Origin of the sequence: Sphingomonas sp. 1185, assembly GCF_040544655.1 — a bacterium.
In the GTDB taxonomy this organism is placed as follows: Bacteria; Pseudomonadota; Alphaproteobacteria; order Sphingomonadales; family Sphingomonadaceae; genus Sphingomonas.
The window spans coordinates 1-23,113 of the sequence record NZ_JBEPKL010000043.1 but is presented as its reverse complement, the minus strand read 5'-3'; the positions used below and the strand labels follow the sequence as shown (position 1 = coordinate 23,113).

General features: G+C 68.2%; 19 protein-coding genes and 1 pseudogene. 10 read left to right on the top strand and 10 right to left on the bottom strand.

Going from position 1 to position 23,113, the window contains the following annotated elements:
* Positions 1 to 203: 203 nt before the first annotated feature.
* The 4 genes from ABIC44_RS18715 to ABIC44_RS18700 form a co-directional block, all read right to left on the bottom strand.
* Complete coding sequence (locus ABIC44_RS18715; protein ID WP_354296929.1) at positions 204 to 1,487, bottom strand: Hsp70 family protein; 1,284 nt, start codon at positions 1,485 to 1,487, stop codon at positions 204 to 206.
* Between the two features lie 66 nt (positions 1,488 to 1,553).
* On the bottom strand, positions 1,554 to 3,149 hold the full coding sequence (treF, locus tag ABIC44_RS18710) for an alpha,alpha-trehalase TreF (RefSeq protein WP_354296934.1): 1,596 nt from the start codon (positions 3,147 to 3,149) through the stop codon (positions 1,554 to 1,556).
* Positions 3,150 to 3,162: 13 nt separating this feature from the next.
* Positions 3,163 to 4,548 (bottom strand): sensor histidine kinase, encoded by a 1,386-nt coding sequence (locus tag ABIC44_RS18705; RefSeq protein ID WP_354296928.1) that lies wholly within the window; start codon positions 4,546 to 4,548, stop codon positions 3,163 to 3,165.
* A gap of 2 nt (positions 4,549 to 4,550) precedes the next feature.
* Entirely contained in the window at positions 4,551 to 5,219 is a 669-nt protein-coding gene (locus ABIC44_RS18700; protein WP_354296927.1) for a response regulator, read from the bottom strand.
* Between the two features lie 131 nt (positions 5,220 to 5,350).
* On the opposite strand from ABIC44_RS18700, the gene ABIC44_RS18695 reads away from it, so the two are divergent.
* Positions 5,351 to 6,043, top strand: a complete 693-nt coding sequence (locus tag ABIC44_RS18695) for a hypothetical protein (protein WP_354296926.1) — start codon at positions 5,351 to 5,353, stop codon at positions 6,041 to 6,043.
* Positions 6,044 to 6,253: 210 nt separating this feature from the next.
* Complete coding sequence (locus tag ABIC44_RS18690; protein ID WP_354296924.1) at positions 6,254 to 7,357, top strand: mechanosensitive ion channel family protein; 1,104 nt, start codon at positions 6,254 to 6,256, stop codon at positions 7,355 to 7,357.
* Positions 7,358 to 7,495: 138 nt separating this feature from the next.
* Here ABIC44_RS18690 and ABIC44_RS18685 read toward each other — a convergent pair whose 3' ends face one another.
* The 6 genes from ABIC44_RS18685 to sdhC all read right to left on the bottom strand — a co-directional run bounded on the left by ABIC44_RS18685 (position 7,496) and on the right by sdhC (position 14,350).
* Positions 7,496 to 8,911, bottom strand: a complete 1,416-nt coding sequence (locus ABIC44_RS18685) for an alpha,alpha-trehalose-phosphate synthase (UDP-forming) (protein ID WP_354296922.1) — start codon at positions 8,909 to 8,911, stop codon at positions 7,496 to 7,498.
* Positions 8,908 to 10,689 (bottom strand): glycoside hydrolase family 15 protein, encoded by a 1,782-nt coding sequence (locus ABIC44_RS18680; RefSeq protein ID WP_354296921.1) that lies wholly within the window; start codon positions 10,687 to 10,689, stop codon positions 8,908 to 8,910. Before ABIC44_RS18680 ends, ABIC44_RS18685 begins: the two co-directional genes overlap by 4 nt.
* Positions 10,686 to 11,459: a trehalose-phosphatase gene (otsB, locus tag ABIC44_RS18675; protein WP_354296920.1), complete on the bottom strand. Its 774-nt coding sequence runs from the start codon at positions 11,457 to 11,459 to the stop codon at positions 10,686 to 10,688. Before otsB ends, ABIC44_RS18680 begins: the two co-directional genes overlap by 4 nt.
* A 289-nt stretch (positions 11,460 to 11,748) precedes the next feature.
* On the bottom strand, positions 11,749 to 13,557 hold the full coding sequence (sdhA, locus tag ABIC44_RS18670; RefSeq protein ID WP_354296919.1) for a succinate dehydrogenase flavoprotein subunit: 1,809 nt from the start codon (positions 13,555 to 13,557) through the stop codon (positions 11,749 to 11,751).
* Complete coding sequence (sdhD, locus tag ABIC44_RS18665) at positions 13,557 to 13,940, bottom strand: succinate dehydrogenase, hydrophobic membrane anchor protein (protein ID WP_354296933.1); 384 nt, start codon at positions 13,938 to 13,940, stop codon at positions 13,557 to 13,559. The genes sdhA and sdhD overlap by 1 nt, the downstream gene beginning before the upstream one ends.
* A complete protein-coding gene (gene sdhC / locus ABIC44_RS18660) occupies positions 13,940 to 14,350 on the bottom strand; it encodes a succinate dehydrogenase, cytochrome b556 subunit (RefSeq protein WP_354296918.1) in 411 nt (136 codons plus the stop codon). The genes sdhD and sdhC overlap by 1 nt, the downstream gene beginning before the upstream one ends.
* Before the next feature lie 245 nt (positions 14,351 to 14,595).
* Here sdhC and ABIC44_RS18655 point away from each other — a divergent pair, with 245 nt between their 5' ends.
* The 8 genes and pseudogenes from ABIC44_RS18655 to ABIC44_RS18620 form a co-directional block, all read left to right on the top strand.
* Positions 14,596 to 15,942, top strand: coding sequence for a methyl-accepting chemotaxis protein (locus ABIC44_RS18655; RefSeq protein WP_307104635.1), 1,347 nt, complete (start codon positions 14,596 to 14,598; stop codon positions 15,940 to 15,942).
* A 44-nt stretch (positions 15,943 to 15,986) separates the two neighbouring features.
* Positions 15,987 to 16,682, top strand: a complete 696-nt coding sequence (locus ABIC44_RS18650) for an SDR family NAD(P)-dependent oxidoreductase (RefSeq protein WP_354296917.1) — start codon at positions 15,987 to 15,989, stop codon at positions 16,680 to 16,682.
* The gene (locus ABIC44_RS18645; protein ID WP_354296916.1) at positions 16,672 to 17,604 is read left to right on the top strand and encodes a 50S ribosomal protein L11 methyltransferase; all 933 of its coding nucleotides are present in this window, start codon (positions 16,672 to 16,674) and stop codon (positions 17,602 to 17,604) included. The genes ABIC44_RS18650 and ABIC44_RS18645 overlap by 11 nt, the downstream gene beginning before the upstream one ends.
* Positions 17,605 to 17,763: 159 nt before the next feature.
* The gene (locus ABIC44_RS18640) at positions 17,764 to 19,290 is read left to right on the top strand and encodes an acyl-CoA carboxylase subunit beta (protein WP_354296914.1); all 1,527 of its coding nucleotides are present in this window, start codon (positions 17,764 to 17,766) and stop codon (positions 19,288 to 19,290) included.
* A gap of 156 nt (positions 19,291 to 19,446) precedes the next feature.
* Positions 19,447 to 19,866 carry a methylmalonyl-CoA epimerase gene (gene mce, locus ABIC44_RS18635; protein WP_354296913.1) on the top strand — a complete coding sequence of 140 codons (420 nt, stop codon included), beginning with the start codon at positions 19,447 to 19,449 and terminating at the stop codon, positions 19,864 to 19,866.
* 8 nt (positions 19,867 to 19,874) lie between these two features.
* The gene (locus ABIC44_RS18630; RefSeq protein WP_354296931.1) at positions 19,875 to 20,633 is read left to right on the top strand and encodes an enoyl-CoA hydratase-related protein; all 759 of its coding nucleotides are present in this window, start codon (positions 19,875 to 19,877) and stop codon (positions 20,631 to 20,633) included.
* Between the two features lie 78 nt (positions 20,634 to 20,711).
* Positions 20,712 to 22,967, top strand: coding sequence for a methylmalonyl-CoA mutase (gene scpA / locus ABIC44_RS18625; RefSeq protein WP_354296912.1), 2,256 nt, complete (start codon positions 20,712 to 20,714; stop codon positions 22,965 to 22,967).
* A 14-nt stretch (positions 22,968 to 22,981) separates the two neighbouring features.
* Positions 22,982 to 23,113, top strand: a pseudogene (locus tag ABIC44_RS18620) (biotin synthase BioB); the annotation flags it as partial.

The window sequence follows — 23,113 nt, the reverse complement described above, 5'->3', positions numbered from 1 at the left end:
TCGGTGCCGCCATCGACACCTTCACGCCTGCCGAATGCGCCAACTACTTCGCCGCAGCCGGTTACGATGCAGACTGATCGGAATTTGCTCTAGCCGCTCCCCTCCCGCAGGCGGGAGGGGATGGGGGAGGGCAGCGAGTCTCACCGAGACCTGAGCTCGCGGCCGTGCCCTCCCCAAACCCCTCTTGCCTGCGGGAGGGGCTTTTACACCGCCCAGGCCCCGATATCCGCCTGCTCTCCGATCAGCGCCAGGCCATGCGCGATCGAGGTGAGTTCGCCGCCGGTCGCGATCTTGCCCTCGCCGAAGCGCATCTCGAACATCCGCCGGATGGCGGGCATCAGCGAGGTGCCGCCGGTCAGGAACACCTGGTCGATCCGCTCGGGCCCGGTCGCCGCCGCCGTCATCGCCCGGTCGACCGCCTGCTCGATCCGCGCCAGATCGGGGGCGATCCAGCTTTCGAAATCCTTCCGGCTCACCCCCGCCTCGATCGACAGGCCGCCGCCTTCGAACCGGAACCGCGCCTCCTCCGCCGCCGACAGGTCGCGCTTCACCCGGCCGACCGCATCGTAGAGCCGGTATCCCTGCTCCTCCTCGATGATCGCGATCATCCGGCCGATCGCCTCCGGGTCGAGCGCGGCGCGGCGCAGCTTCTCCAACTCGGCCAGCGTCTTGCGGTTGCGCATCAGCGCCAGGCGCGACCAGTCGCCGAAATCGGCGAAATAGCCGCGCGGAATCTCCAGCACCTTGTCGAACGACCGATATTGGCCGCCCGCGCCCAGCAGCGGCAGGACGAGGTGATCGATCAGCCGCTGGTCGAACCGATCCCCCGCAATGCCGACACCGGCATGGCCCAGCGGCTCGCAGCGGCGCTCGGCGCCGGGCGCGGCGATGCGGACGATCGAAAAGTCGCTGGTGCCGCCGCCGAAATCGGCGACCAAGACCGTCGCGGGCTCGGTGATCCGCGAGGCATAGCTGAACGCCGCGCCCAGCGGTTCATAGACATAGTGAATCTCCGCCCCCAGCCGCGCGAACATCGCGTCATAACGCTGGCGTGCGAGCGCCTCGTCGGGGCGGTGCCCGGCATATTCCACCGGCCGCCCGACCACGATCCGCGCCGCCTTGCCGTCCAGGGCGCCGCCGCCATGCGCCGCCATCCGGTCGAGAAAGGTGCGGCCCAGTTCCTCGAAGCGATAGCGTTTGTCGAACACCGTCGCATGCTCGAACACGGGCGAGGCGGCGACCGACTTGAACGACTGGATGAAGCGGCTGCCACCCGGAAAGTCGAGATATTCGGCGATCGCCCAGGGCCCCGCCTCGACCGCGATCCCGTCATCCTCCCAGAAGCACAGCGCCGAACGGAAGACCGGATCGGCGTCCTTGGGCCCCTTGAGGGGGACGAGATGCGACTGCCCGCCCTCGGCACGCGCGATGACCGAGTTGGTGGTGCCGAAGTCGATGCCCAGGACGGTGTGCGGAATGTCGGTCATGCGGGGTCCGCTACACGAAGTCCGGGGCGGGGGGAGAGTTTTTGTTCGTGCCTCCCCGCGAACCCCTTATCGGGGCGCACCATCCGACGGGATCAGATCCGGCCACCGCTCCAGCATCGCCGCCGTAACCCCGTTGGTCCATCCGAACCCGTCCTGCGTCGGATATTCCCCGCCGCCGCCGGGCCGCCGTTCCTCGACATCGTATTTTTCCAGCAGCTTTCCCGTCTCGGCATAGGTCCGCGCGACGGTCGCGATCCAGCGGCGGGCAATGTCCCTGGCCAGTGCCTGTTCGCCATAGCGGCCCAGCCCCTCGACCGCGATCCATTGCAGCGGCGCCCAGCCATTGGGGGAATCCCATTGCTGGCCCGACCGGATATTGGTGGTGCGCAGCCCGCCTTCGCCGACCAGGGTGGCGCGGGTGGATGCGGCGACCGCGCGCGCCTGCCCGGCACTCGCCAGCCCGGCGAACAGCGGGAAGAGCGAGGCGGCGGTGCGTGCCGCCGTGGGGCGCCGGGCCACTCGGTCCCAATCGGCGAAACGCCGTTCCCCGGCGACCCAGAGATAGCGGTCGATCGCCGCCTTTCGCCGCGACGCCATGGCGGCGAAACGCTGCGCGGTCGCGTCGTCCCCGGCGGCCCTGGCCCGCGCGGCGATGCGGGTTTCGCCGATCCACAACAGGCTGTTGAGGTCGACAGGCACGATATCGGTGGTGCGGATCGTCTCCAATCGCATCGGGTCGCCCAGCCAGCGCGAGCTGAAGTCCCAGCCCGACTCCGCCGCCGCGCGCAGGTCGCGCTGCACGATCGCGGCGGGGCGGGGCGCGGCCCTGGCGGCGGTTTCGCGATCCTCGCGCCAGCTCTCGTCGCGCGGCGTATCGCGCGCATCCCAATAGCGGTTCAGCAGGCTGCCATCGGGCATCCGCACGACATGCCGGCAGGCGTCGGTGGCATCCAGGCAGTCCGCCCCCGCCATCCAATAGTCATGCTCGCGGATCAGTGCCGCCAGCCGCCGCTTCGCCAGCGCCGGGTCGCGATCGTCGGACAGGTCCATCATCAGCGCCAGGAACGGCGGCTGCGACCGGCTGAGATAATAGCTGCGCGTGCCGTTCGGGACATGGCCGTACCGCTCGACCAGATCGACGAAATTGGCGAGCATCGCCTCGACCAGCGGCGCCTGGCCATCGGCCTTCAGCCCCAGCATCGTGAAATAGCTGTCCCAGTAATAGATTTCCTGAAACCGGTCGCCGGGCACGATATAGCCGCGGTTCAGCCCCAGCGCGGAGGAGCCCGGCGTCGCGGCGAAAGGCGCGCGGCCCAGCACGGGCCACAGGTCGCGGATGCGCGCGCGCAGCGGCGGGCGGGCCTTTGCCTCGTCGCCGCGCACCGAGAAATGGCGGTGGACGAAAGCCGCCAGCGCCGCCTTGTCCACCGGCTTCTCGCGCGCATAGGCGGCCAGGATCGCCTGCGGCGCTTCGCGCGGCACCGCATCGGCGAAGGTCTTGCCGTCGGGAAAGACCTGCGCCTCCTGAACGGCGGCGAATAGTGGGCCATAAATGTCGGCGGGCGAGGGCGGCGCGACCGGAACCGGCGTCTGCGCCTGAAGCAGCAGGGCCAGCATGGGGAGCAGGCATATCGGGCGGAGGCGGGCGGGGCGGGGGATCATCATGCTCTCCTGTCTAGGCGGTGCGGGCGGCGCGGGGCAGCAGCACGGTGGCGGCCAGCCCGCCCCCCGCCGCTTCGTCGAGGAGCAGTCGCCCGCCATGAAGCTCGGCCAGTTCGCGCGCGATCGACAGGCCGAAGCCATGCCCGTCGCCCCGCTCGTCCAGCCGCGCCCCCGCCTGGGTCGCGCGAATCCGGTCCGCCTCGGCGATGCCGGGGCCGTCGTCCGACACGGTCAGCCGGATCTGCCGTTCCTCCGTGCGCACCGCGATCATGACGCGGGTGCGGGCATGGCGGGCGGCATTGTCGATCAGATTGCCCGCGACCTCGTCCAGATCCTGCGCGTCCATCGCCACCGCTAGATCGTCGGGCAGGTCGGCGGACAGGGCGATGCCGCGATCGGCATGGAGCCGCCCGATCGCATGGGTCAGGTCATGGATCGCGGGGGCGAGCGCGGTCGCGGCGCGCACCGCCCCGTTCTGGACCCGCGCCCGCGCAAGGTGATGGCGAATGGTGGCATCGATCCGCGCGACCTGTGCCGCGCGGGGCGGATCACCCGCCAGATCGAGCGCCAGCGTGGCGACCGGCGTCTTGAGCGCATGCGCCAGATTGGCGGCGGAGGCCCGTGCGGTGGCGAGCGCGCGCTCGCTATCGGCGGCCATCGCGTTGAGTTCGACCGCGAGCGGGCGAAGCTCGGCGGGCTGGTCCTCATCGACCTGGCTCAGCGTCCCGCCCCGGATCGCCGCCACCTGATCGCGCAGACGCCGCAACGGGCGCAGACCCAGCCGCAGCTGGATCAGGCTCGTCGCCGCCAGCAACACCCCTAGCCCGGCCAGCATTGCCAGCAACGGGACCAGCGCGGCGCGGATCGGCTGTGCGACGACCGCGCGCGGGGCGGCGGCGGTGATCGTCATGAGGCCGCGCGAGGAGGGGATGGCGATCTGCCGGGCATGGACGCGCACGCCCTGTTCGGTCCGACCCTCGGCGGGGCGGGGGCCCTGGATGGCGGGGCCAGGTGGCGGCGGGGCGGGGGGACGACCGGCTTCGTCGGGGTGGGGGGCGGGGTCCGGGCTAGAGCCGGGGCCGGGGCCGGGGGGATGCGGCGTGACGAGCGGCGGGAAATCGCCCGATCCCAGCGTGCCGTCAGGCCCCATGATCCGCCAGCGCCAGCCTGGCTCGGGCTGCAGCAGCCCGCGACGATCGGCGATGCGCGCCCGGTCGACCCGTCCGTCCGGCCCGATCGCGGCGGCGAGCACGGCGATCTCCGAATCGAGCCGCTGGTCCAGCCCGCGCGTCACGATCCCCTCCAGCGCGCTGGTCAGCGCCCAGCCCGCGATCAGCAGCGCGGCGAGGATCGCGGTGCCCGAGATGACGATCATCCGGCCATGGATCGAACGCGGCATCCTCATGAGGCTTCACCGGCGGTCAGGCGATAGCCCAGCCCGCGCACCGTCTCGATCAGCGCCGCGCCGACCTTCTTGCGCAACCGCCCGACGATCACCTCCAGGCTGTTGGAATCGACATCGGCATCGCCCTCATAGACCCGCTCGAGCAGTTCCAGCCGGGGAATGACCGCTTCCTTGCGCAGCATCAGCGCGGACAGGACGCGCCATTCGAACGCGGTCAGCTTCAGCGGCAGGCCGTCCAGCTCAAACTGCCCGGTCTGGCTGTCGAAGGACAGGGGGCCGCAGGTCAGGCGCGGCTGGGCATGGCCCGCCGCGCGGCGGACCAGCGCGCGCAGCCGCATCACCAGTTCCTCGACGCGGAAGGGCTTGGTCAGATAATCGTCCGCCCCTGCCTTGAACCCCGCCACCTTGTCCGACCAGCCGTCGCGCGCGGTCAGGATCAGCACGGGCAGGGCCCGCCCCGCCTCGCGCCACTGGCGGAGCAGGGTCATGCCGTCGCCATCGGGCAGGCCGAGGTCGAGCACGGCGGCGTCATAGATTTCGGTGTCGCCCGCATGGCCCGCATCGACGCCGCTGGCGAACAGGTCGACCGCGCAATGCTCGGCCCGCAGCGCGCGCGCGATGGCGGGACCCAAAGCGGCGTCATCCTCGACCAACAGGATACGCATGATCCCCTTTCCTTCTTGTCCCCGACCGACCCCGGCTATCGGCCGATTGCTTAAACCCAATCTGAACCGCGTGGTTCAGCGGGCATCGGGGCGAATCACCTAAAAGCGGGACATCAACCAAGGAGGACAGCATGTCTCGATGGAATTTCCCGACTCCCCGGCTGCAAGGCAAGGCCCCGCTGGCGGTCGCCGCAGCGGCCCTGATCACGCTGGGCGCGGGCGGCGGTGCCGCCGCCGTCTCGATGACCCGGCCGACCGTCACCATGGCGCCGACCATTCCGACGCCGATCGCCAAGCTGGCTTCGTCCAGCGGCATCGTCACCGCCAAGGGGCGGGTGGCCGAGGTCTTTGGCGACCGCTTCGTGGTACAGGACGCCACCGGCCGCGCGATGGTCGCCGGCGACCGTGACGCGATGCCCGCAGTCGGCAGCAACGTGATGGTGCAGGGCCGCTATGACGACGGGCTGATGCACGCCCAATATCTGGTCAATCCGCAAGGGACGGTGACGCCGGTGGGCCCCCCGCCGCCCCCGCCGGGCGGTCCGCGCGGTCCCGGCGGCCCCGGTGGCCCGCGTGGCGACGGCCCGCCGCCGCCTCCGCCGCCCCCCGGCGGTCCGGGTGCGCCGGGTGGTCCCGGTGCTCCTCCGCCCCCGCCGCCGGGTGGCTGCGCACCGGGTGGTCCGGGTGGTCCGGGTGCCGTGCCCCCGCCTCCGCCGCCCCCGGTGAATGGTCAGGCCCCGCAAGGCGCCCCCGTACCGCCGCCCCCGCCGCCCGCCGGGGCTCCGGCTCCTGCCCCCACGGGGGCGGTCCGCCCGGCGCGGTGATCGGGGTTTGACGAGGACGCCCTCCGGCTTTGGTCGGGGGGCGTTTTCGTGTTGGGTAGGGGTGGGGCGTGGCCTTCGACTTCGCTCAGGCTGAACGGGCGGTAGGATTTGTGGCCTTACTCTCCCCTCCGTTCAGCCTGAGCGAAGTCGAAGGCCAAGGGAATCCGGCAACCAAAAGGAACCTTCCCCCCTTTGACCCTTTAGCACCCCATGCGCTGGCTTCGATCGCTCGACATTCCGGCCGAATGGCTGTGGCTTCAACATGTGACGATCATTGCGGTCGCGATCCTGATCGCGGTGCTGGTCCACAGCGTCGCGATGCGGATCGCGGGGCATGCCGCGCGGCGGACCGCCAGCCAGAGCGACGATCTGGTCCTCGAACATATCCGCCAGCCCTTGCGCTGGGTCGCGATCGCCATCGCGGTCAGCTTCGCGATGCGGCTGGTCCCGATGTCCAGCGACGGGCGCGAGATATGGCGGCAGGCGCTGGGCTTCTGCGTGCCGGCACTTCTCGGCTGGCTGGCGGTGGCGGGGCTGCGCGCGCTGCAGGGCGTCGTCTACCTGCGCGCCGACATCAGCGTCGAGGACAATCTGCGCGCCCGGCGCAAGCGGACGCGGGCGCAGATATTGGGGCGGATCGGCATTTTCCTGATCGTGTTCCTGACCGTCTGCCTGATGCTGCTCAGCGTACCCGGCATCCGCACCATCGGCGTCACGCTGATGGCCTCGGCGGGCATCGCTGGCCTGGTCGTCGGTGCCGCCGCGCAGCCCGCGCTCAAGAACCTGATCGCGGGCGTGCAGATGGCCTTTACCGAGCCGATCCGCCTCGACGACGTGGTCATCATCGACAACGAATGGGGACGGATCGAACAGATTCACCTGACCTTCGTCGTGGTGCGCATCTGGGACGAGCGGCGGCTGGTCGTGCCGGTCGCCAAGTTCCTGGAGAACAGCTTCCAGAACTGGACGCGCGAGACCAGCCAGCTGCTGGGGTCTGTCTTCTGGTATCTCGACCCGGCCGCCGACATTCCCCGGCTGCGCGAGAAAATGGGCGAGCTGGTCGAGGCGAGCACGCGCTGGGACCGGCGTTTCTTCAACATGCAGGTGACCGATGTAAAGCCGGACTCGATCGAGGTGCGCGGACTGATGACCGCGCGCGATGCGGCGATCGCCTTCGATCTGCGGTGCGAGATTCGCGAAGGGCTGCTGGAATATATCCGGCGTGAGATGCCGGAGGCGCTGCCCAAGCGGCGGTTGGAGCACCATTCGCAAATTCTTCCCCTGCAAGGGGAGGTGGCAGGGCGTCAGCCCTGACGGAGGGGTATCCCGCTATCGATAGCGAGTGGCATGCCGGATTGCCCCCGGCAATCCTCAAACCCGCGGGGCGGGTTTGACCTGCCACTCCCCTCCGACGCGCTACGCGCGCCACCTCCCCTTACAGGGGAGGAATGGTCAGGACTCCGCCGCCTCGATCGCCTTCGCTTCCTCTTTCACCCCATCCCCGCGCAGCGCGGCGAGGAACAGTTCGCACCACCAGAACACGTCTTCGCGCCGGACATTGTCGATCAGGCTTTCCCAGCGCCGGATGCGTTCGTCGCGCGGCATGGTCAGCGCCTGGACGATGGCGTCGGACATTTCCTCGGCGCTGTAGGGATTGATGAGGACCGCGTCCTTCAACTGCTCGGCCGCGCCTGCGAAGCGCGACAGGATCAGCACGCCGGGATCGTCCGGGTCCTGCGCCGCGACATATTCCTTGGCGACCAGGTTCATCCCGTCGCGCAAGGGCGTCACCAGCCCGATCCGCGCCGCGCGATAGATGCCCGCCAGCACGGGTCGTGGAAACCCCTTGTTGACGTAGCGGATCGGCACCCAGTCGATATCGGCATATTCGCCGTTGATCCGCCCCGACAGCGCATCGAGATTGGCGCGGATCTCCTGATAGGTGTTCACCTTCTCGCGGCTGGGCGGTGCGATCTGGAGCATATAGACCAGCGCGCGCCGTTCCGGATTCTGCGCCAGGAAACGCTCATAGCCCAGGAAACGTTCGGCCAGCCCCTTGGAATAGTCGAGCCGGTCGACCCCGACGATCAGGCTGCGGCCGGTCGCCGACATATACATGCGTTCGCGCGCGAAACGGGCGTCGTGGCCGCTGGCGGCTTCCTCGAACTCCTTGGTTTCGATGCCGATCGGCGCGCGGATCGCCTGGATGGTCTTGCCGTTCCACGTCACCGCGCCATTCTCGCCCAGCGTGCCGCCCAGCTCCTTGGTCACATAGTCGCGGAAGCTGTCGAGCCAGTCCTCGGTATGGAACCCCACCACGTCATAGGCGAAGAGCGATTCCACCAGCTTGCGATGGCTGGGCAGCGACATCAGCAGCCGCACCGGCGGCCAGGGAATGTGGAGGAAGAAGCCGATCCGGTTCTTGAACCCGCGCTTGCGCAGGTCACGGCCCAGCGGGATCAGGTGATAGTCGTGGACCCAGACCAGATCGTCGGGCTCGATCAGCGGCTGCACCGTCTCGGCGAAGCGCTCGTTGACGCGGGCATAGCCGGAATCGAAGTCGCGCTCGAACTCGGTCAGATCGATGCGATAGTGGAAGAGCGGCCACAGCGTCCGGTTGGCATAGCCGTTATAATATTCGTCGATATCCTGCTCTTCCAGGTCGATGGTCGCAGTGGTGACGCCGCCGCCCTGCTGGAAGTTGATATGGCCACTGAATTCCTCGGTGGTCTCCCCCGACCAGCCGAACCAGATGCCGCCCTGTTCGCGCAGCGCGGCGAGAAGTGCGACCGCCAGCCCGCCCTGATTTCCGCCCGGCCCGGTGGTGGGCGGCTGGACCCGGTTCGAGATGACGATCAGGCGACTCATCGCACGGCACTCCATGGTTTACTCAGCAGGACGGCGCAGTTGATCAGGCCGACCAGCGAATAGGTTTGCGGATAATTCCCCCACAGCTCGCCCGTATTCGGGTCGATATCCTCGGACAGAAGCCCGGCGGGGGTGCAGCGCGCCACCATCTCCTCGAACAGCGCGCGGGCATCGGCATGACGCCCGGTCACATATAACGCTTCAATCAGCCAGAAGGTGCAAACGTTGAACGCGGTATGGGGCAGGCCGAAATCATCCTCGGTCGCATAGCGCAACATATGGCTGCCGCGACGCAGGCCCTTTTCCACCGCGTCGAGCGTCGAGCGGAAACGGGGATCGTCGGGCGACAGGAAGCGCAGGTCGAGCAGCTGGATGATGCTGGCGTCCAGATCGTCGCCGCCGAAGGTCGCCGACATGCGCTGCGTTTCGGGGCGCCACGCCGCCTGCTCGATCGTCTCGCGCATCAGGTCGGCGCGCTCCTGCCAGAAGGCACGGCGCTCCTCCAGTCCCAGCGCCTGCGCGGCATTGGCCAGCCGGTCGCACGCTGCCCAGCACATGGCGGCAGAATAGGTGTGGACGTGGCTCTTGGTGCGCAGCTCCCACAGGCCCGCATCGGGCTGGTCGTACTTGGCCCAGGCGCGCTCGCCGACCCGCTCCAGCGAGTGGAAATCCTCGACCCCCGACATGCGGAACAGGCGGGTGTCGAAGAACGCCTGCACGTCGGACAGCACGATCTGGCCGTAAGCATCGTGCTGGATCTGCTCATAGGCCTGGTTGCCGACGCGGACCGGCCCCATGGCGCGGTAGCCGGGGAGCTTGGTCTCGATCCGCTCGACCAGGGTCGCTTCGCCGCCGACGCCGTAGAGCGGCTGGATATGCCCGCCCCGCGCGGCATCGACGATGTTGCGGAGATATTCGAGATACCCCTCCAGCACGTCGAGTGCGCCCAGCCGGTTGAGCGCCTGCACCGTGTAATAGGCGTCCCTGATCCAGCAGTAGCGATAGTCCCAGTTGCGCCCCGAATCGGCATGTTCGGGCAGCGAGGTGGTCAGCGCCGCGACGATCGCGCCGGTTTCCTCATGCTGGCACAGCTTCAGCGTGATCGCGGCGCGGATGACGACGGCCTGCCACTCGACCGGGGTCGCTAGCCCGCGCACCCAGTGATGCCATTCATGGGTGGTGCGCTCCAGCATCGCGCGGCTCGCCTCGCTCAGCACGCCCGCGAAGCTCTCGTCCGGCCCCAGGAACATGTGGATCGGGCGTTCGAGCCGGAACCATTGTTCGGCGGCGATATGGCCGACCGGCGCATCGGTGGTCAGGCGCAGCGTCTGCTGCGTCATCAGATAGCGGATATGGTTGGACCCTTGCGTCCGCTCGGTTGGATTGCCCCAGTCGGTCGCGACGCGAAGCGCGATGCGGATGCGGGGGCTGCCGATCGGCCGCACGATCCGCACATAGCTGGTCGGGCGATAGACGCGGCCCTCGCGCGAGAAACGCGGGCAGAAATCGGTGATCTCGATGCCGTTGCCGCGATCGTCCATATGGGTCGTGACCAGGATCGGCGTGTTGCGCAGATAGCCTTGCGTGGTCGAGACCCGGTCCTCCAGCTCGATCGCCCAATAGCCCGTCTCCGGCTCGCCATCGCCCAGCAGCGCGCAAAAGGCCGGGTCGCCATCGACGCGCGGCACGCAACCCCAGACGAACCGTCCGGTCGAGTCGATCAATGCGGAAACCTGGCAATTGCCGATCGGCCAGAGATTCAGATCCTGTTGCGTCATTCGGCATTCTCCAGCGCTTGGGCGAGCCATGAGTGGACGGCGGCGACATCGGGCAGGCGGTAGCGCGCGGCGGTTTCGCGCATCGGGCCGACCAGCACCCCGGCACCCCCAAGTGCGGCGGCGGCGGCGAAGCCGTCCTCGTCGGTCACGTCGTCGCCGAAGAAGATCGGGATGGTGCCGCGCATGGCGGGCCTTTCCATCAAGGTTTCGATCGCCTGGCCCTTATCGCCGGGCAGGCGGATTTCGACCATCATCTTGCCGGGTTGCAGGGTCAGGCCATGGCGCTCGGCGATGGCGGCGGCTTCGCGCAGGGCGAGCGGTTCGGCCTGCGGATTGCGGCGATAATGCAGCCCCGCGCCGAAGCTCTTGGTCTCGAAATACAGGTCGTTCGCCTCGGCGACGGCGCGCATCTCCTCGGTTGCGGTGGCGAGGTGGTCGGGCTTTTCGGGACGGCTATGGCCGTCCTCGGGGCTGCGGCGCTCGGCGCCGTGGCTGCCCGCCAGCGTGAAATGCTGCGCCTGTGGGCCGAACAGCGCATCGAGCTGCGCGATCGAGCGGCCGCTGACGATGGCGAGACGGCCGGGCATATGCGCGGCCAGCGCATCCAGCCGGTCGGCGAGCGCGGTGCTGACATGCACCCCCTCGGGATTGTCGGCCAGGTCGACGAGGGTGCCGTCGAAGTCAAGGAACAAGCTGTCCTTGGTGGACAGGCGGGGCGGGGGCGGGGCGAGGTCGGCCAGCATGGACGAAAGCATAGCGGATGCGGACATGCCGAGTGAACCCATCCCCGCCGCTCGCGTTCCGCTGCGCATGCGAAATGATTACGGAAGGTCGGATGAAGTATATCGCGCGCGGCTGGGCGCTCCCCCTCCCGCAGGCGGGAGGGGGATGGGGGGAGGGCTCTCTCCACGGGCGACATCGCTTGGGGCTTTCCCTCCCCCAACCCCTCCCGCCTGCGGGAGGGGAGTAAGAAGAGGACGCTGCAATGAGCGATCCGAAAACAAAAAAGGGCCAGCGATCGCTCGCCAGCCCTTTATTCCGAACCGTAAAACCGGGCTTTTAGTAGACCCGCTTCTTCGGCTTGATATACTCGATATCGTCGGTCAGCGTGTAATCGTGGACCGGGCGATAGTCGATCGCAACACCGCCGCCCTGACCACCCCAGCCGTCGAACGTCGCAACGGTGTGCTTCATCCAGTTGGCGTCGTCGCGATCGGGGAAGTCCTCGTTCACATGCGCGCCGCGGCTTTCCTTGCGGTTCAGCGCCGACTCCATCGTCACGACGGCCTGGCTGATGAGATTGTCCAGCTCCAGCGTCTCGACCAGATCGGTGTTCCAGATCAGCGAGCGATCCTTGATCCCGATGTCCTTCATCCGGTCATAGGTGGCGCGGATCATCTGGCGGCCTTCGGTCAGCAGCTCGTCGGTGCGGAACACGGCGCAGTGGCGCTGCATCGTCTTCTGCATCTCGCTGCGTACCTGCGCGGTGGTCGAGCCACCGGCGGCGTTGCGGAAGTGATCCAGGCGACCCAGCGCCAGCTCTTCCGAGCCCTTGGGCAGCGGCGCGTGCGGCGTGCCGGGCTTCAGCGTGTCCTTGATGCGCAGGCCGGTCGCGCGGCCGAACACCACGAGATCGATCAGCGAGTTGGAGCCCAGGCGGTTCGCGCCGTGTACCGACACGCAGGCCGCCTCGCCAACCGCGAACAGGCCGGGGACGACCGAATCCGGGTTGCCGTCCTTCAGGCGGACTACCTCGCCATGATAGTTGGTCGGAATGCCGCCCATGTTGTAGTGGACGGTCGGCGTGACGGGCAGCGGCTGGCGAGTCAGGTCGACACCGGCGAAGATCTTGCCGGTCTCGGTGATGCCGGGCAGGCGCTCGGCCAGGACCTTGGGGTCGATATGGTCGAGATGGAGGTAGATATGATCCCCCTCCTTGCCGACGCCGCGCCCTTCGCGGATTTCCATCGCCATCGAGCGCGACACGACGTCGCGGCTGGCCAGGTCCTTGGCCGACGGCGCGTAACGCTCCATGAAGCGCTCGCCCTCGGAGTTGGTCAGGTAGCCGCCTTCGCCGCGTGCACCCTCGGTAATGAGGACGCCCGCGCCGTAGATGCCGGTCGGGTGGAACTGCACGAACTCCATGTCCTGGAGCGGCAGGCCCGCACGCAGCACCATGCCGCCGCCGTCACCCGTGCAGGTGTGCGCCGAGGTGGCCGAGAAATAGCAGCGGCCATAGCCGCCGGTCGCCAGCACGACATTGTGCGCGCGGAAACGGTGGATCGACCCGTCTTCCATGCACAGCGCGATCACGCCCCGGCAATTCCCCTGCTCGTCCATGATCAGGTCGAGCGCGAAATATTCGATGAAGAAGTCCGCGTCATACTTCAGCGACTGCTGGTACAGCGCGTGCAGCATGGCGTGGCCGGTACGGTCGGCGGCGGCGCAGGTGCGCTGCGCGGGGGGACCTTCGCCCATATTCTGCATCATGCCGCCGAAGGGGCGCTGATAGATCTTGCCCTCTTCGGTGCGGCTGAACGGCACGCCCGCATGCTCCAGCTCGTACACGGCGGCGGGCGCCTCGCGGCACAGATATTCGATCGCATCCTGGTCGCCCAGCCAGTCCGACCCCTTGACGGTGTCGTACATGTGCCAGGTCCAGTGGTCCGGACCCATATTGCCGAGCGACGCGGCGATGCCACCCTGCGCGGCCACGGTGTGGCTGCGCGTCGGGAACACCTTGGTGATGCAGGCGGTCTTCAGACCCGCCTCGGCAATGCCCATGGTGGCGCGCAGGCCCGAGCCGCCCGCACCCACGACGACGGCGTCATAGGTATGGTCGATGATCTTGTAAGCGGCAGCGGACATTATGCAGCGGCTCCGAAGGCGATCTTGAGGATCGAGAAAATGGCGATGGCGGCGATCGTGAAGACGAACAGGTTCATGACGACGAGCAGCGCGACCCGGTTCTGGTCCTGCTCATAATCCTCGATCACGACCTGGAGCCCCAGGCGCATATGATAGAAGATCGAGGCGACCAGCATCGCCATCGGGATGGCGGCCCAGGGATTGGTCAGCCACAGATGCACCGAGGCATAGTCGAAGGACGGCTGGCGCAGGATCGAGATCAGCAGCCAGACGACCAGCAGGAAGTTGGAGCCCGCCGTCAGGCGCTGGTTCAACCAGTGATGGGTGCCCGACTTGGCCGAGCCCAGGCCGCGCACGCGGCCGATCGCGGTTCCGGAACGCATCACTTGATCCCCAGATAGAGCCAGAAGGCCACCGTCATCACGACGGCGAAGACGATGGTGGCTTGCGCCTGACGCTTGTTCGACTTCAGCTCGAAGCCTGCGCCGACATCCATGAACAGGTGGCGGATGCCGTTGGCCATGTGCTGGAACAGGCAGGCGGTCAGGCCGATGCCGACGACATAGCCGATGATGTTCAGCTTGCCCGACTCGACGGTGAAGACGTCGCGGAACGTCGCATAGCTTTCCGGCCCCGCGGCGACGGCCGCCAGGAACCAGACGAGAAGCGCCGCACCCACGGTCGCCATGCCCGTGCCGGTGGCGCGGTGCAGGATGGAGACCAGCATGTTGGGACCCCATTTCCAGATCTGGAGATGCGGGGAGAGCGGGCGTGCGGTGTTGCGGGCGGCCAAGGGCAGATCCTCGAACAGTCTAAAGTCGGGCTGGTTTGCGGATACGCCTATGGTGAAGACGCCGACAGGATGCAAGTCGCGAGGCGAGATTGATTGCGGGGCGGGATGGCGGGCAGGGGAGGGGCGCAACGCGGCTAACCGCCCCTTAACGCTTTTCACGCAAGGTCGCATCGAACGATTCCAAGTGCCTGAAACGGGGAGCCTGCGTGCCCAAGTCCCAGCCCAATTCCCAGCCCAAGACCGATCTGCCCCCGCCCACGGTCATCACCGCCGCGATCGATCTCGACGCGCGGATCCGGGCCTTTGACGGGGGGGATGGCATGCTGATCCGGCAGGCGGCCGAGCTGTGGCCGGTGATCGAGCCGCGCGCGCAGGAGGTCGTCGATGCCTATTGGGATTATTGGCGCGCCGCCAATCCCGGACAGCCCGACTGGACGCCGCTGGACGAGGAACGCCGCCGCGTCACGGGCAATGCCTATCTGCGCAACCGCTTCTGCCACCTGTCGGGGCGCGACTGGGTGGAGTCGCTGGGGCGTTCGGTGGCCTCGGCCTATGCCGCGGGCGTCATGCCGATGGACGCGCTGGCCATGTCCTGCGCCAGCGACCGGGCCGCGCTGAAGATCCTGATGGAGGAAATGTCCGCCGACGATCCGCGCCGGGCGGTGGCGGTCGACACGCTGCTCCGCCTGTTCGGCATGGAAACCGAACTGACCGTCGAGCTCTTCTCGGGCTATGAGAATTGGTGCGCCGATCGCGAGCGCGAGCGGCTGGCCGGGGATTTCCGCAACGGCATCGTCGCGGTGGTCGAAAACGCCTCGGTCGAGGGGCAGGATCTGCGTCGCCAGGCGCAGGACGCCTCGCTCTCGACGCGCGGGATGCTGGGCAAGTCGAGCGAGGTCGCCGCCGCCGCCGAGCAGTCGGCGGTCGCGATGCGTGAGGCGGCACAGACCGCCGCCGGGCTGATCCGCGCGATCGAGGACGCCCGGGCCGAGGTCGACCAAGCCGCCGATGTCGCCAACCGCGCCGCCGACCAGGCGGGCCAGGCGGTCGGCATGTCCGAAATGCTGTCGGATCACGCCAAGTCGATCGAATCGATCCTGGGCCTGATCCGCGATATTGCGGGCCAGACCAATCTCCTGGCGCTGAACGCCACGATCGAGGCGGCGCGTGCCGGGGATGCGGGCCGGGGCTTCGCGGTCGTCGCGCAGGAGGTCAAGAGCCTCGCCAGCCAGACCGCGCGGGCGACCGACGACATCGCCACCAAGATCGCCGCGATCCAGGCCGCGACCCGCTCCACGGTCGAGACCAACGCCTCGATCAAGGCGACGGTCACCGAATTGCAGGCCTCGGCCGAGCATATCCGCCACGCCATGGAGGCGCAGGCGCAGACCGTGACCGCGATCACCGCCGCCGTCGACGAGACCGCGCTGGCGGCCGATTCGATGTCGCACACCATCGCCGCGATCCGCGAGGATACCGAGAGCGTCGCGCAGGAGATCGACCGGGTCGGACGTGGCTTCGACCATCTTGACAGCCAGCTGGGCGACCTGAAGGCCAGTGCCAGCCAGTTCGTGGTGCGCGTCGCCGCCTGATCGACTCTGTTGACGCGCCCGCATGCGCCCGGCACGGGCACGGCATGACGACGATCCTGGTAACCGGAAGCAGCCGAGGCATCGGCGCGGCCATCGCATCGACCCTGGGCGCCATGCCCGAAACGCGCGTGCTGGGGCATGGCACGCGCAGCGGCATTGCCGTGGATCTGTCCGAGGAGGGCGCGGCCGCCCGCCTCTGGGCCGCGGCGCTGGAACAGGGGGGCGGGGCGATCGACGTGCTGGTCAACAATGCCGGCATCTTCGAGGCCAGCCCGCTCGACGCCGATGACTGGTCGGACAGCTGGGCACGGACGATGCAGGTCAACCTGACCGCCTCGGCCGAACTCTGCCGTCTGGCGGTGCTGCACTGGCAGGCGCGGGGGCAGGGCGGCCGGATCGTCAACATCGCCAGCCGCGCCGCCTATCGCGGCGACTCGCCCGCCCATTGGCATTATGCCGCGTCCAAGGGCGGCATGGTCGCGATGACCAAGACGATCGCGCGGGGCTATGCTGCGCAAGGCATCCTCGCCTTTGCGGTCTGCCCCGGCTTCACCATGACCGGCATGGCCGATGACTATCTGGCCAGCCGGGGCGGGGACAAGCTGCTCGCCGACATCCCGCTCGGCCGCGTCGCCTCGCCCGAGGAGGTCGCCGCGACCGTCCGTTTCCTGTGCACCGATGCGCCGCCTTCGATGACCGGCGCGGTCCTCGACATCAATGGAGCAAGCTATGTCCGCTGACAGCTGGAAGCTGACCCTGCCCTGCACCCGCGACGAGGCGGAGGCGATCGACGCGGCCGACGACCTGGCGATCGAGGCGGTCATCATGACCACCGAGGAGGTGGAGGACGACCGCGAACATTGGCGGCTCGACGCCTATTTCGAGGCGGAGCCCGATGCCGCCACCATCGCCGCGATCCGCGCGCTGGTGCCGAGCGCGGGCGACCACCCCGCCACCGTCGAGCATGTGCCCGCGCAGGACTGGGTGACGATCAGCCAGGCGGGGCTGGCACCGCTGGCGGTCGGGCGGTTCTTCGTCCACACCGGCGACCAAGCGGTGCCCCAGGGGCTGCGCGGTTTCCAGATCCCGGCGGGCCGCGCCTTCGGCACCGGGCATCATGAGACCACCAGCGGTTGCCTGGCCATGCTCGACGCCATGGCGGGCGAGCGGGTGGCGAACGCCATCGATGTGGGCACCGGCACCGGGCTGCTCGCCTTCGCCGCGCGGCACCTCTGGCCCGAGGCGAAGGTCGTGGCGACCGATATCGATCCGATCGCGATCGACGTGACCGCCGAGAATGCCGAGATCAACGGCGTCGACGGGGTCGCGCTGATCGTCGCCGACGGCGCGCTGGCCGATCCGATCATGGCGGGGGCGCCCTATGACCTGGTCGTCGCCAATATCCTGGCCGGGCCGCTGATCTCGATGGCGCCGGAACTGGCGGCGATCGCGGGGCCGGAGGCGACGCTGGTGCTGGCGGGGTTGCTGGAGACGCAGCGCGCCGATGTGGTCGCGGCCTATGAAGCGTGCGGCTGCGCGCTGGAGACGGTCGATCGGCGCGGCGACTGGAGCGTGTTGCGGTTGCGCGCTGCGAAGGAGCGGTTCGTGCCGAGTGGGCCGTTCGATCCCAAGGGACGCGACGGCTGGGCCCTGGATATCTGATCGGTAAGCACTTCTTGACTCCCCTCCCGCAAGCGGGAGGGGGAGCGCATGCGGCGATCCCCTATTCCCTGCCCCCGCTTACGAAAACGTAAGCCAGAGCATTTGCCATCCCCCCGGCCTCTCGGGCATAAGCCCGTGCAAAGAACCCAAGGAGAGGTCATGGCATCGACGATGGTCGAACTGGAACGCCGCCGCGCCGCCGCGCGGGCCGGTGGTGGCGAGAAGCGCGTCGCCGCGCAGCACGCCAAGGGCAAGCTGACCGCGCGCGAGCGGCTCGACGTGCTGCTGGACGAGGACAGCTTCGAGGAGCTCGACATGTTCGTCGAGCATAACTGCACCGACTTCGGCATGACCGAACAGATCGTCCCCGGCGACGGCGTGGTGACGGGGTCGGGCACGATCAACGGGCGGCTGGTGTTCGTCTTCAGCCAGGACTTCACCGTGTTCGGCGGCTCGCTGTCCGAACGTCATGCGCAGAAGATCTGCAAGATCATGGACATGGCGATGAAGGTCGGCGCACCCGTTATCGGCCTGAACGATAGCGGCGGCGCGCGCATCCAAGAGGGCGTGGCGTCGCTGGGCGGCTATGCCGAGGTGTTTCAGCGCAATGTGCTGGCCAGCGGCGTGGTGCCGCAGCTTTCGCTCATCATTGGCCCCTGCGCAGGCGGCGCGGTCTATTCGCCGGCCATGACCGACTTCATCTTCATGGTGAAGGATTCGAGCTATATGTTCGTCACCGGCCCCGATGTCGTGAAGACGGTGACCAACGAGGTCGTGACGCAGGAAGCGCTGGGCGGCGCGGTGACGCACACCACCAAGACCGGCGTCGCCGACGTCGCGTTCGAGGACGATATCGAGGCGCTGCTGGCCGCGCGCGACTTCATCGACTTCCTGCCGGCCAACAACCGCGAGGGCGTGCCCGAGCGGCCGACCGCCGACGCCTGGGACCGCATCGAGGAAAGCCTCGACACGCTGATCCCGGCCAGCGCCAACCAGCCCTATGACATGCATGAGCTGATCGCCAAGGTCGTGGACGAAGGCGATTTCTTCGAGGTCCAGCCTGCCCACGGCGCCAACATCATCACCGGTTTCGGCCGGATCGAGGGGCGCACGGTCGGCTTCGTCGCGAACCAGCCGATGGTGCTGGCGGGCGTGCTCGACATCAATGCCAGCCGCAAGGCGGCGCGGTTCGTGCGCTTCTGCGACGCGTTCGAGATTCCGATCGTGACCTTTGTCGACGTGCCCGGCTTTCTGCCCGGCACCGCGCAGGAGCATAACGGCATCATCAAGCATGGCGCCAAGCTGCTCTTCGCCTATGCCGAGGCGACGGTGCCGAAGATCACCGTCATCACGCGGAAAGCCTATGGCGGCGCCTATGACGTGATGGCCTCCAAGCACTTACGCGGCGACCTCAACTATGCCTGGCCCACCGCCGAGATCGCGGTGATGGGGGCCAAGGGCGCGGTCGAGATCATCTTCCGGGGGCGCACCCCCGAAGAGATCGCCGAGCGCACCGCCGAATATGAGGCGCGCTTCGCCAATCCGTTCGTGGCGGCGTCGAAGGGCTTTGTCGACGAGGTGATCCAGCCCCATTCCACCCGCCGCCGCATCGCGCTGGGCCTGCGCAAGCTGCGCAACAAGGACCTCGCCAACCCGTGGAAGAAGCATGACAACCTGCCGCTCTGAGATGGTCGCGAGGGGGGGAGCCCTCCCCCATCCCCTCCCGCTTGCGGGAGGGGCGTGGCTGGGGCCAGCTATCGCCCGGAACCTCTCCCCTCCCGCAGGCGGGAGGGGCCGGGGGAGGGTTGGCGCTCTCCGGTTGCAAACCGGCTGGAGGCGCGCATGACCCTCGGCCGCCTGAACCATATCGGAATCGCCACGCCTTCGATCGAGAAGACGGTCGAAACCTATCGCCATCTCCTCGGCGCAGACGCGATCGGCACGCCCTTCGATCTGCCGCCGCAGGGCGTGCGAGTGTGCTTCATCGATGCGCCCAACACGCAGATCGAGCTGATCCAGCCGCTCGATGAAAGCTCCCCCATCGCCAATTTCCTGAAGAAGAACCCAGGCGGCGGCCAGCATCACCTTTGCTTCGAGGTGGCCGACATGACCGCTGCCGTCGCCGCGTTGCAGGCCAAGGGCGCGACGCTGCTGGGCCAGCCGCGCATCGGTGCGCATGGCACGCACGTCGTCTTCCTTCATCCGCGCGACATGGGCGGCGTGCTGGTCGAGCTGATGGAAACGCCGGAGGAGGGGCATTGAGCGAGGCCATGCTGCGCACCGAGCGCCGGGGGGACGTGCTGGTCCTGACGCTCGATCGGCCCGAACGGCTGAACGCCGCGCCGCCCGCCCTGTTCGATGCGATCCGCGCGGCGCTGGCGGAAAGAGGTGACGCCCGCGCGGTACTGATCGCGGGCGAGGGGCGCGCCTTTTGCTCGGGCGCGGACATATCGGGCGGCGATGTCGGCCCCGACACCGCCCACCGCGCGCTGGTCGACCATTACAACCCCGTGATGCTGGCGCTCGCCGATCTTCCCATCCCGGTGGTCAGCGCGGTGCGCGGCGCGGCGGCAGGGATCGGGTGCAGCCTGGCGCTCGCCGCCGATTTCTGCGTCGCCAGCGAAAGCGCCTATTTCCTCCACGCCTTCGTCAATATCGGGATGGTCCCCGATGGCGGGGCAAGCTGGATGCTCCCGCGCCTGATCGGCCGCGCCCGCGCCGCCGAGATGATGATGCTGGGCGAGCGGGTGGGGGCGGCCAAGGCGCTCGACTGGGGTATGGTCCACAAGGTCGTCGCCGACGATGCGCTCGATGCCGAGGCCTGGGCGCTGGCCGAACGGCTGGCGGCGGGGCCGAGCGTGGCGCTGGGCCTGATGCGCCGGGCGCTCCATGCCGGGTTCGACAGCGACTATGCCACAGCGCTCGCGCGCGAAGCACAGGACCAGCGGAGCGCCCGCGCGACACTGGACGGAGAGGAGGGCGGCCGGGCCTTTTTCGAGAAGCGCCCGCCGCGTTTCCTCGGGCGGTAAGACTTGCGCGCGTATGATGATTTCGCTCTAGTGAAAGAAAATAAGTAGCGCGCGTAACGAATGGATGAGGAGTGGCCGATGGCCGAACGCCCTGACCTGTCAGACTGGGAAGCCCTTGCCGCGCGCGAGGTGAAGGGCCGCGACCTCGACTGGCAGACGCCGGAGGGGATCACGGTCAAGCCGCTCTACACCGCCGATGATGTGAAGGCCGACCCCGGCCTGCCGGGCTTTGCGCCGTTCACGCGTGGGGTGCGGGCGAGCATGTATGCGGGGCGGCCCTGGACGATCCGGCAATATGCGGGCTTCTCGACCGCCGAGGAATCGAACGCCTTCTACCGCCGCAATCTGGCGGCGGGGCAGAAGGGGCTGTCGGTCGCCTTCGATCTCGCCACCCACCGGGGTTACGACAGCGACCATCCGCGCGTGACCGGCGACGTGGGCAAGGCTGGCGTCGCGATCGACACGGTCGAGGATATGAAGATCCTGTTCGACGGCATTCCGCTCGATGCCATGTCGGTCAGCATGACGATGAACGGCGCGGTGATCCCGGTGCTCGCCTTCTTCATCGTCGCGGCCGAGGAACAGGGGGTTCACCGCTCCAAGCTGGAAGGGACCATCCAGAACGACATCCTCAAGGAGTTCATGGTCCGCAACACCTATATCTATCCGCCCGAACCGAGCATGCGGATCATCTCGGACATCTTCGCCTACACATCCGCCGAGATGCCGAAGTTCAACAGCATCTCGATCTCGGGCTATCACATGCAGGAGGCAGGGGCGACGCAGCTCCAGGAGCTGGCCTTCACCATCGCCGACGGCATGGAATATGTGAAGTACGGTGTCGCGTCGGGCCTCGACATCGACAAGTTCGCCGGGCGCCTGTCCTTCTTCTTCGCGATCGGCATGAACTTCTTCATGGAGGTCGCCAAGCTGCGCGCCGCACGCGTGCTGTGGCACCGGGCGATGACGCAACTGGGCGCGAGGGACGAGCGCTCCAAGATGCTGCGCACCCATTGCCAGACATCGGGCGTGTCGCTGACCGAGCAGGACCCGTATAACAACGTCATCCGCACCACCGTCGAGGCGATGGCGGCGATGCTGGGCGGCACCCAGTCGCTCCACACCAATGCGCTGGACGAGGCGATCGCGCTGCCCACCGACTTCTCCGCCCGGATCGCGCGCAACACGCAGATCGTGTTGCAGGAGGAAACGGGGATGACGAAGGTCGTCGATCCGCTCGGCGGCAGCTATTATGTCGAGAGCCTGACCCAGTCGCTGGTCGACGGTGCCTGGGAATTGATCGAGCGGATTGAGGCCGAAGGCGGCATGGCCAAGGCGGTCGCGGCAGGCTGGCCCAAGGCGATGATCGAGGAGGCGTCGGCCGCCCGCGCCGCCAGGGTCGACCGGGGCGAGGATGTGATCGTCGGGGTCAACACATACCGGCTGGCCGACGAGGCGCAGGTCGAGATCCTCGACATCGACAATCACGCGGTGCGCGGGGCCCAGGTCGGGCGGATCGCGGCGGTCAAGGCCGCGCGCGACGAGGCGGCGTGCCGCTCGGCGCTGGATGCCCTGCGCGACGCAGCCCAAAATCCTCCCCTGCAAGGGGAGGTGGCATCGCGCCGCGATGACGGAGGGGTGTCGACGCTCGAGAGGGGGGACACCCCTCCGTCAGCGGCTGACGCCGCCGCCACCTCCCCCGCCGGGGGAGGAATGGGAAGCAACCTCCTCGCGCTCGCTGTCGAAGCGGCGCGGGCACGGGCGACCCTGGGCGAGATTTCCGCCGCGCTGGAGGATGCGTTCGGCCGCTATGGCACGCAGCCGACCCCGGTCTCCGGCGTTTACGGCGGCGCTTATGCCGAGGACGAACGCTGGGCCCGCCTGCTGCGCGGGGTCGAGGCGGTCGAACGGCGTCTCGGTCGCAAGCCCCGGCTGTTCGTCGCCAAGATGGGCCAGGATGGGCATGACCGGGGTGCCAATCTCGTGTCATCCATGTTCGGTGACCTGGGTTTCGAGGTGGTGCCGGGCGCGCTGTTCCAGACACCGGAGGAAGCCGCGCAGGTCGCGCTCGCCCGCGATGTCGATGTCGTCGGCGCCTCCAGTCTTGCGGCGGGTCACAAGACGCTGATCCCCGAACTGATCGGCCATCTTCGCGATGCGGGGCGCGCCGATATCAAGGTCATCGCGGGTGGCGTTATTCCGGCACAGGATTATCAGGCACTTTATGATGCCGGGGTGCAGGCGATTTTCGGCCCCGGCACCAATCTTGTGAAGGCGGCCGAGGATGTGCTGAGGCTGCTGGGCCATAACATGCCGCCGGAAACGGGCGAATGACAGGACGACACGTGATGACGACGACCACCGCGCTGAGCGCCGAGACGGCACCCCCGCGCACCGACTGGACCCGCGCCGAGATCGCCGCGCTGTTCGACCTGCCCTTCACCGAGCTGCTGTTCCGCGCGGCCGAGGCGCACCGCGCG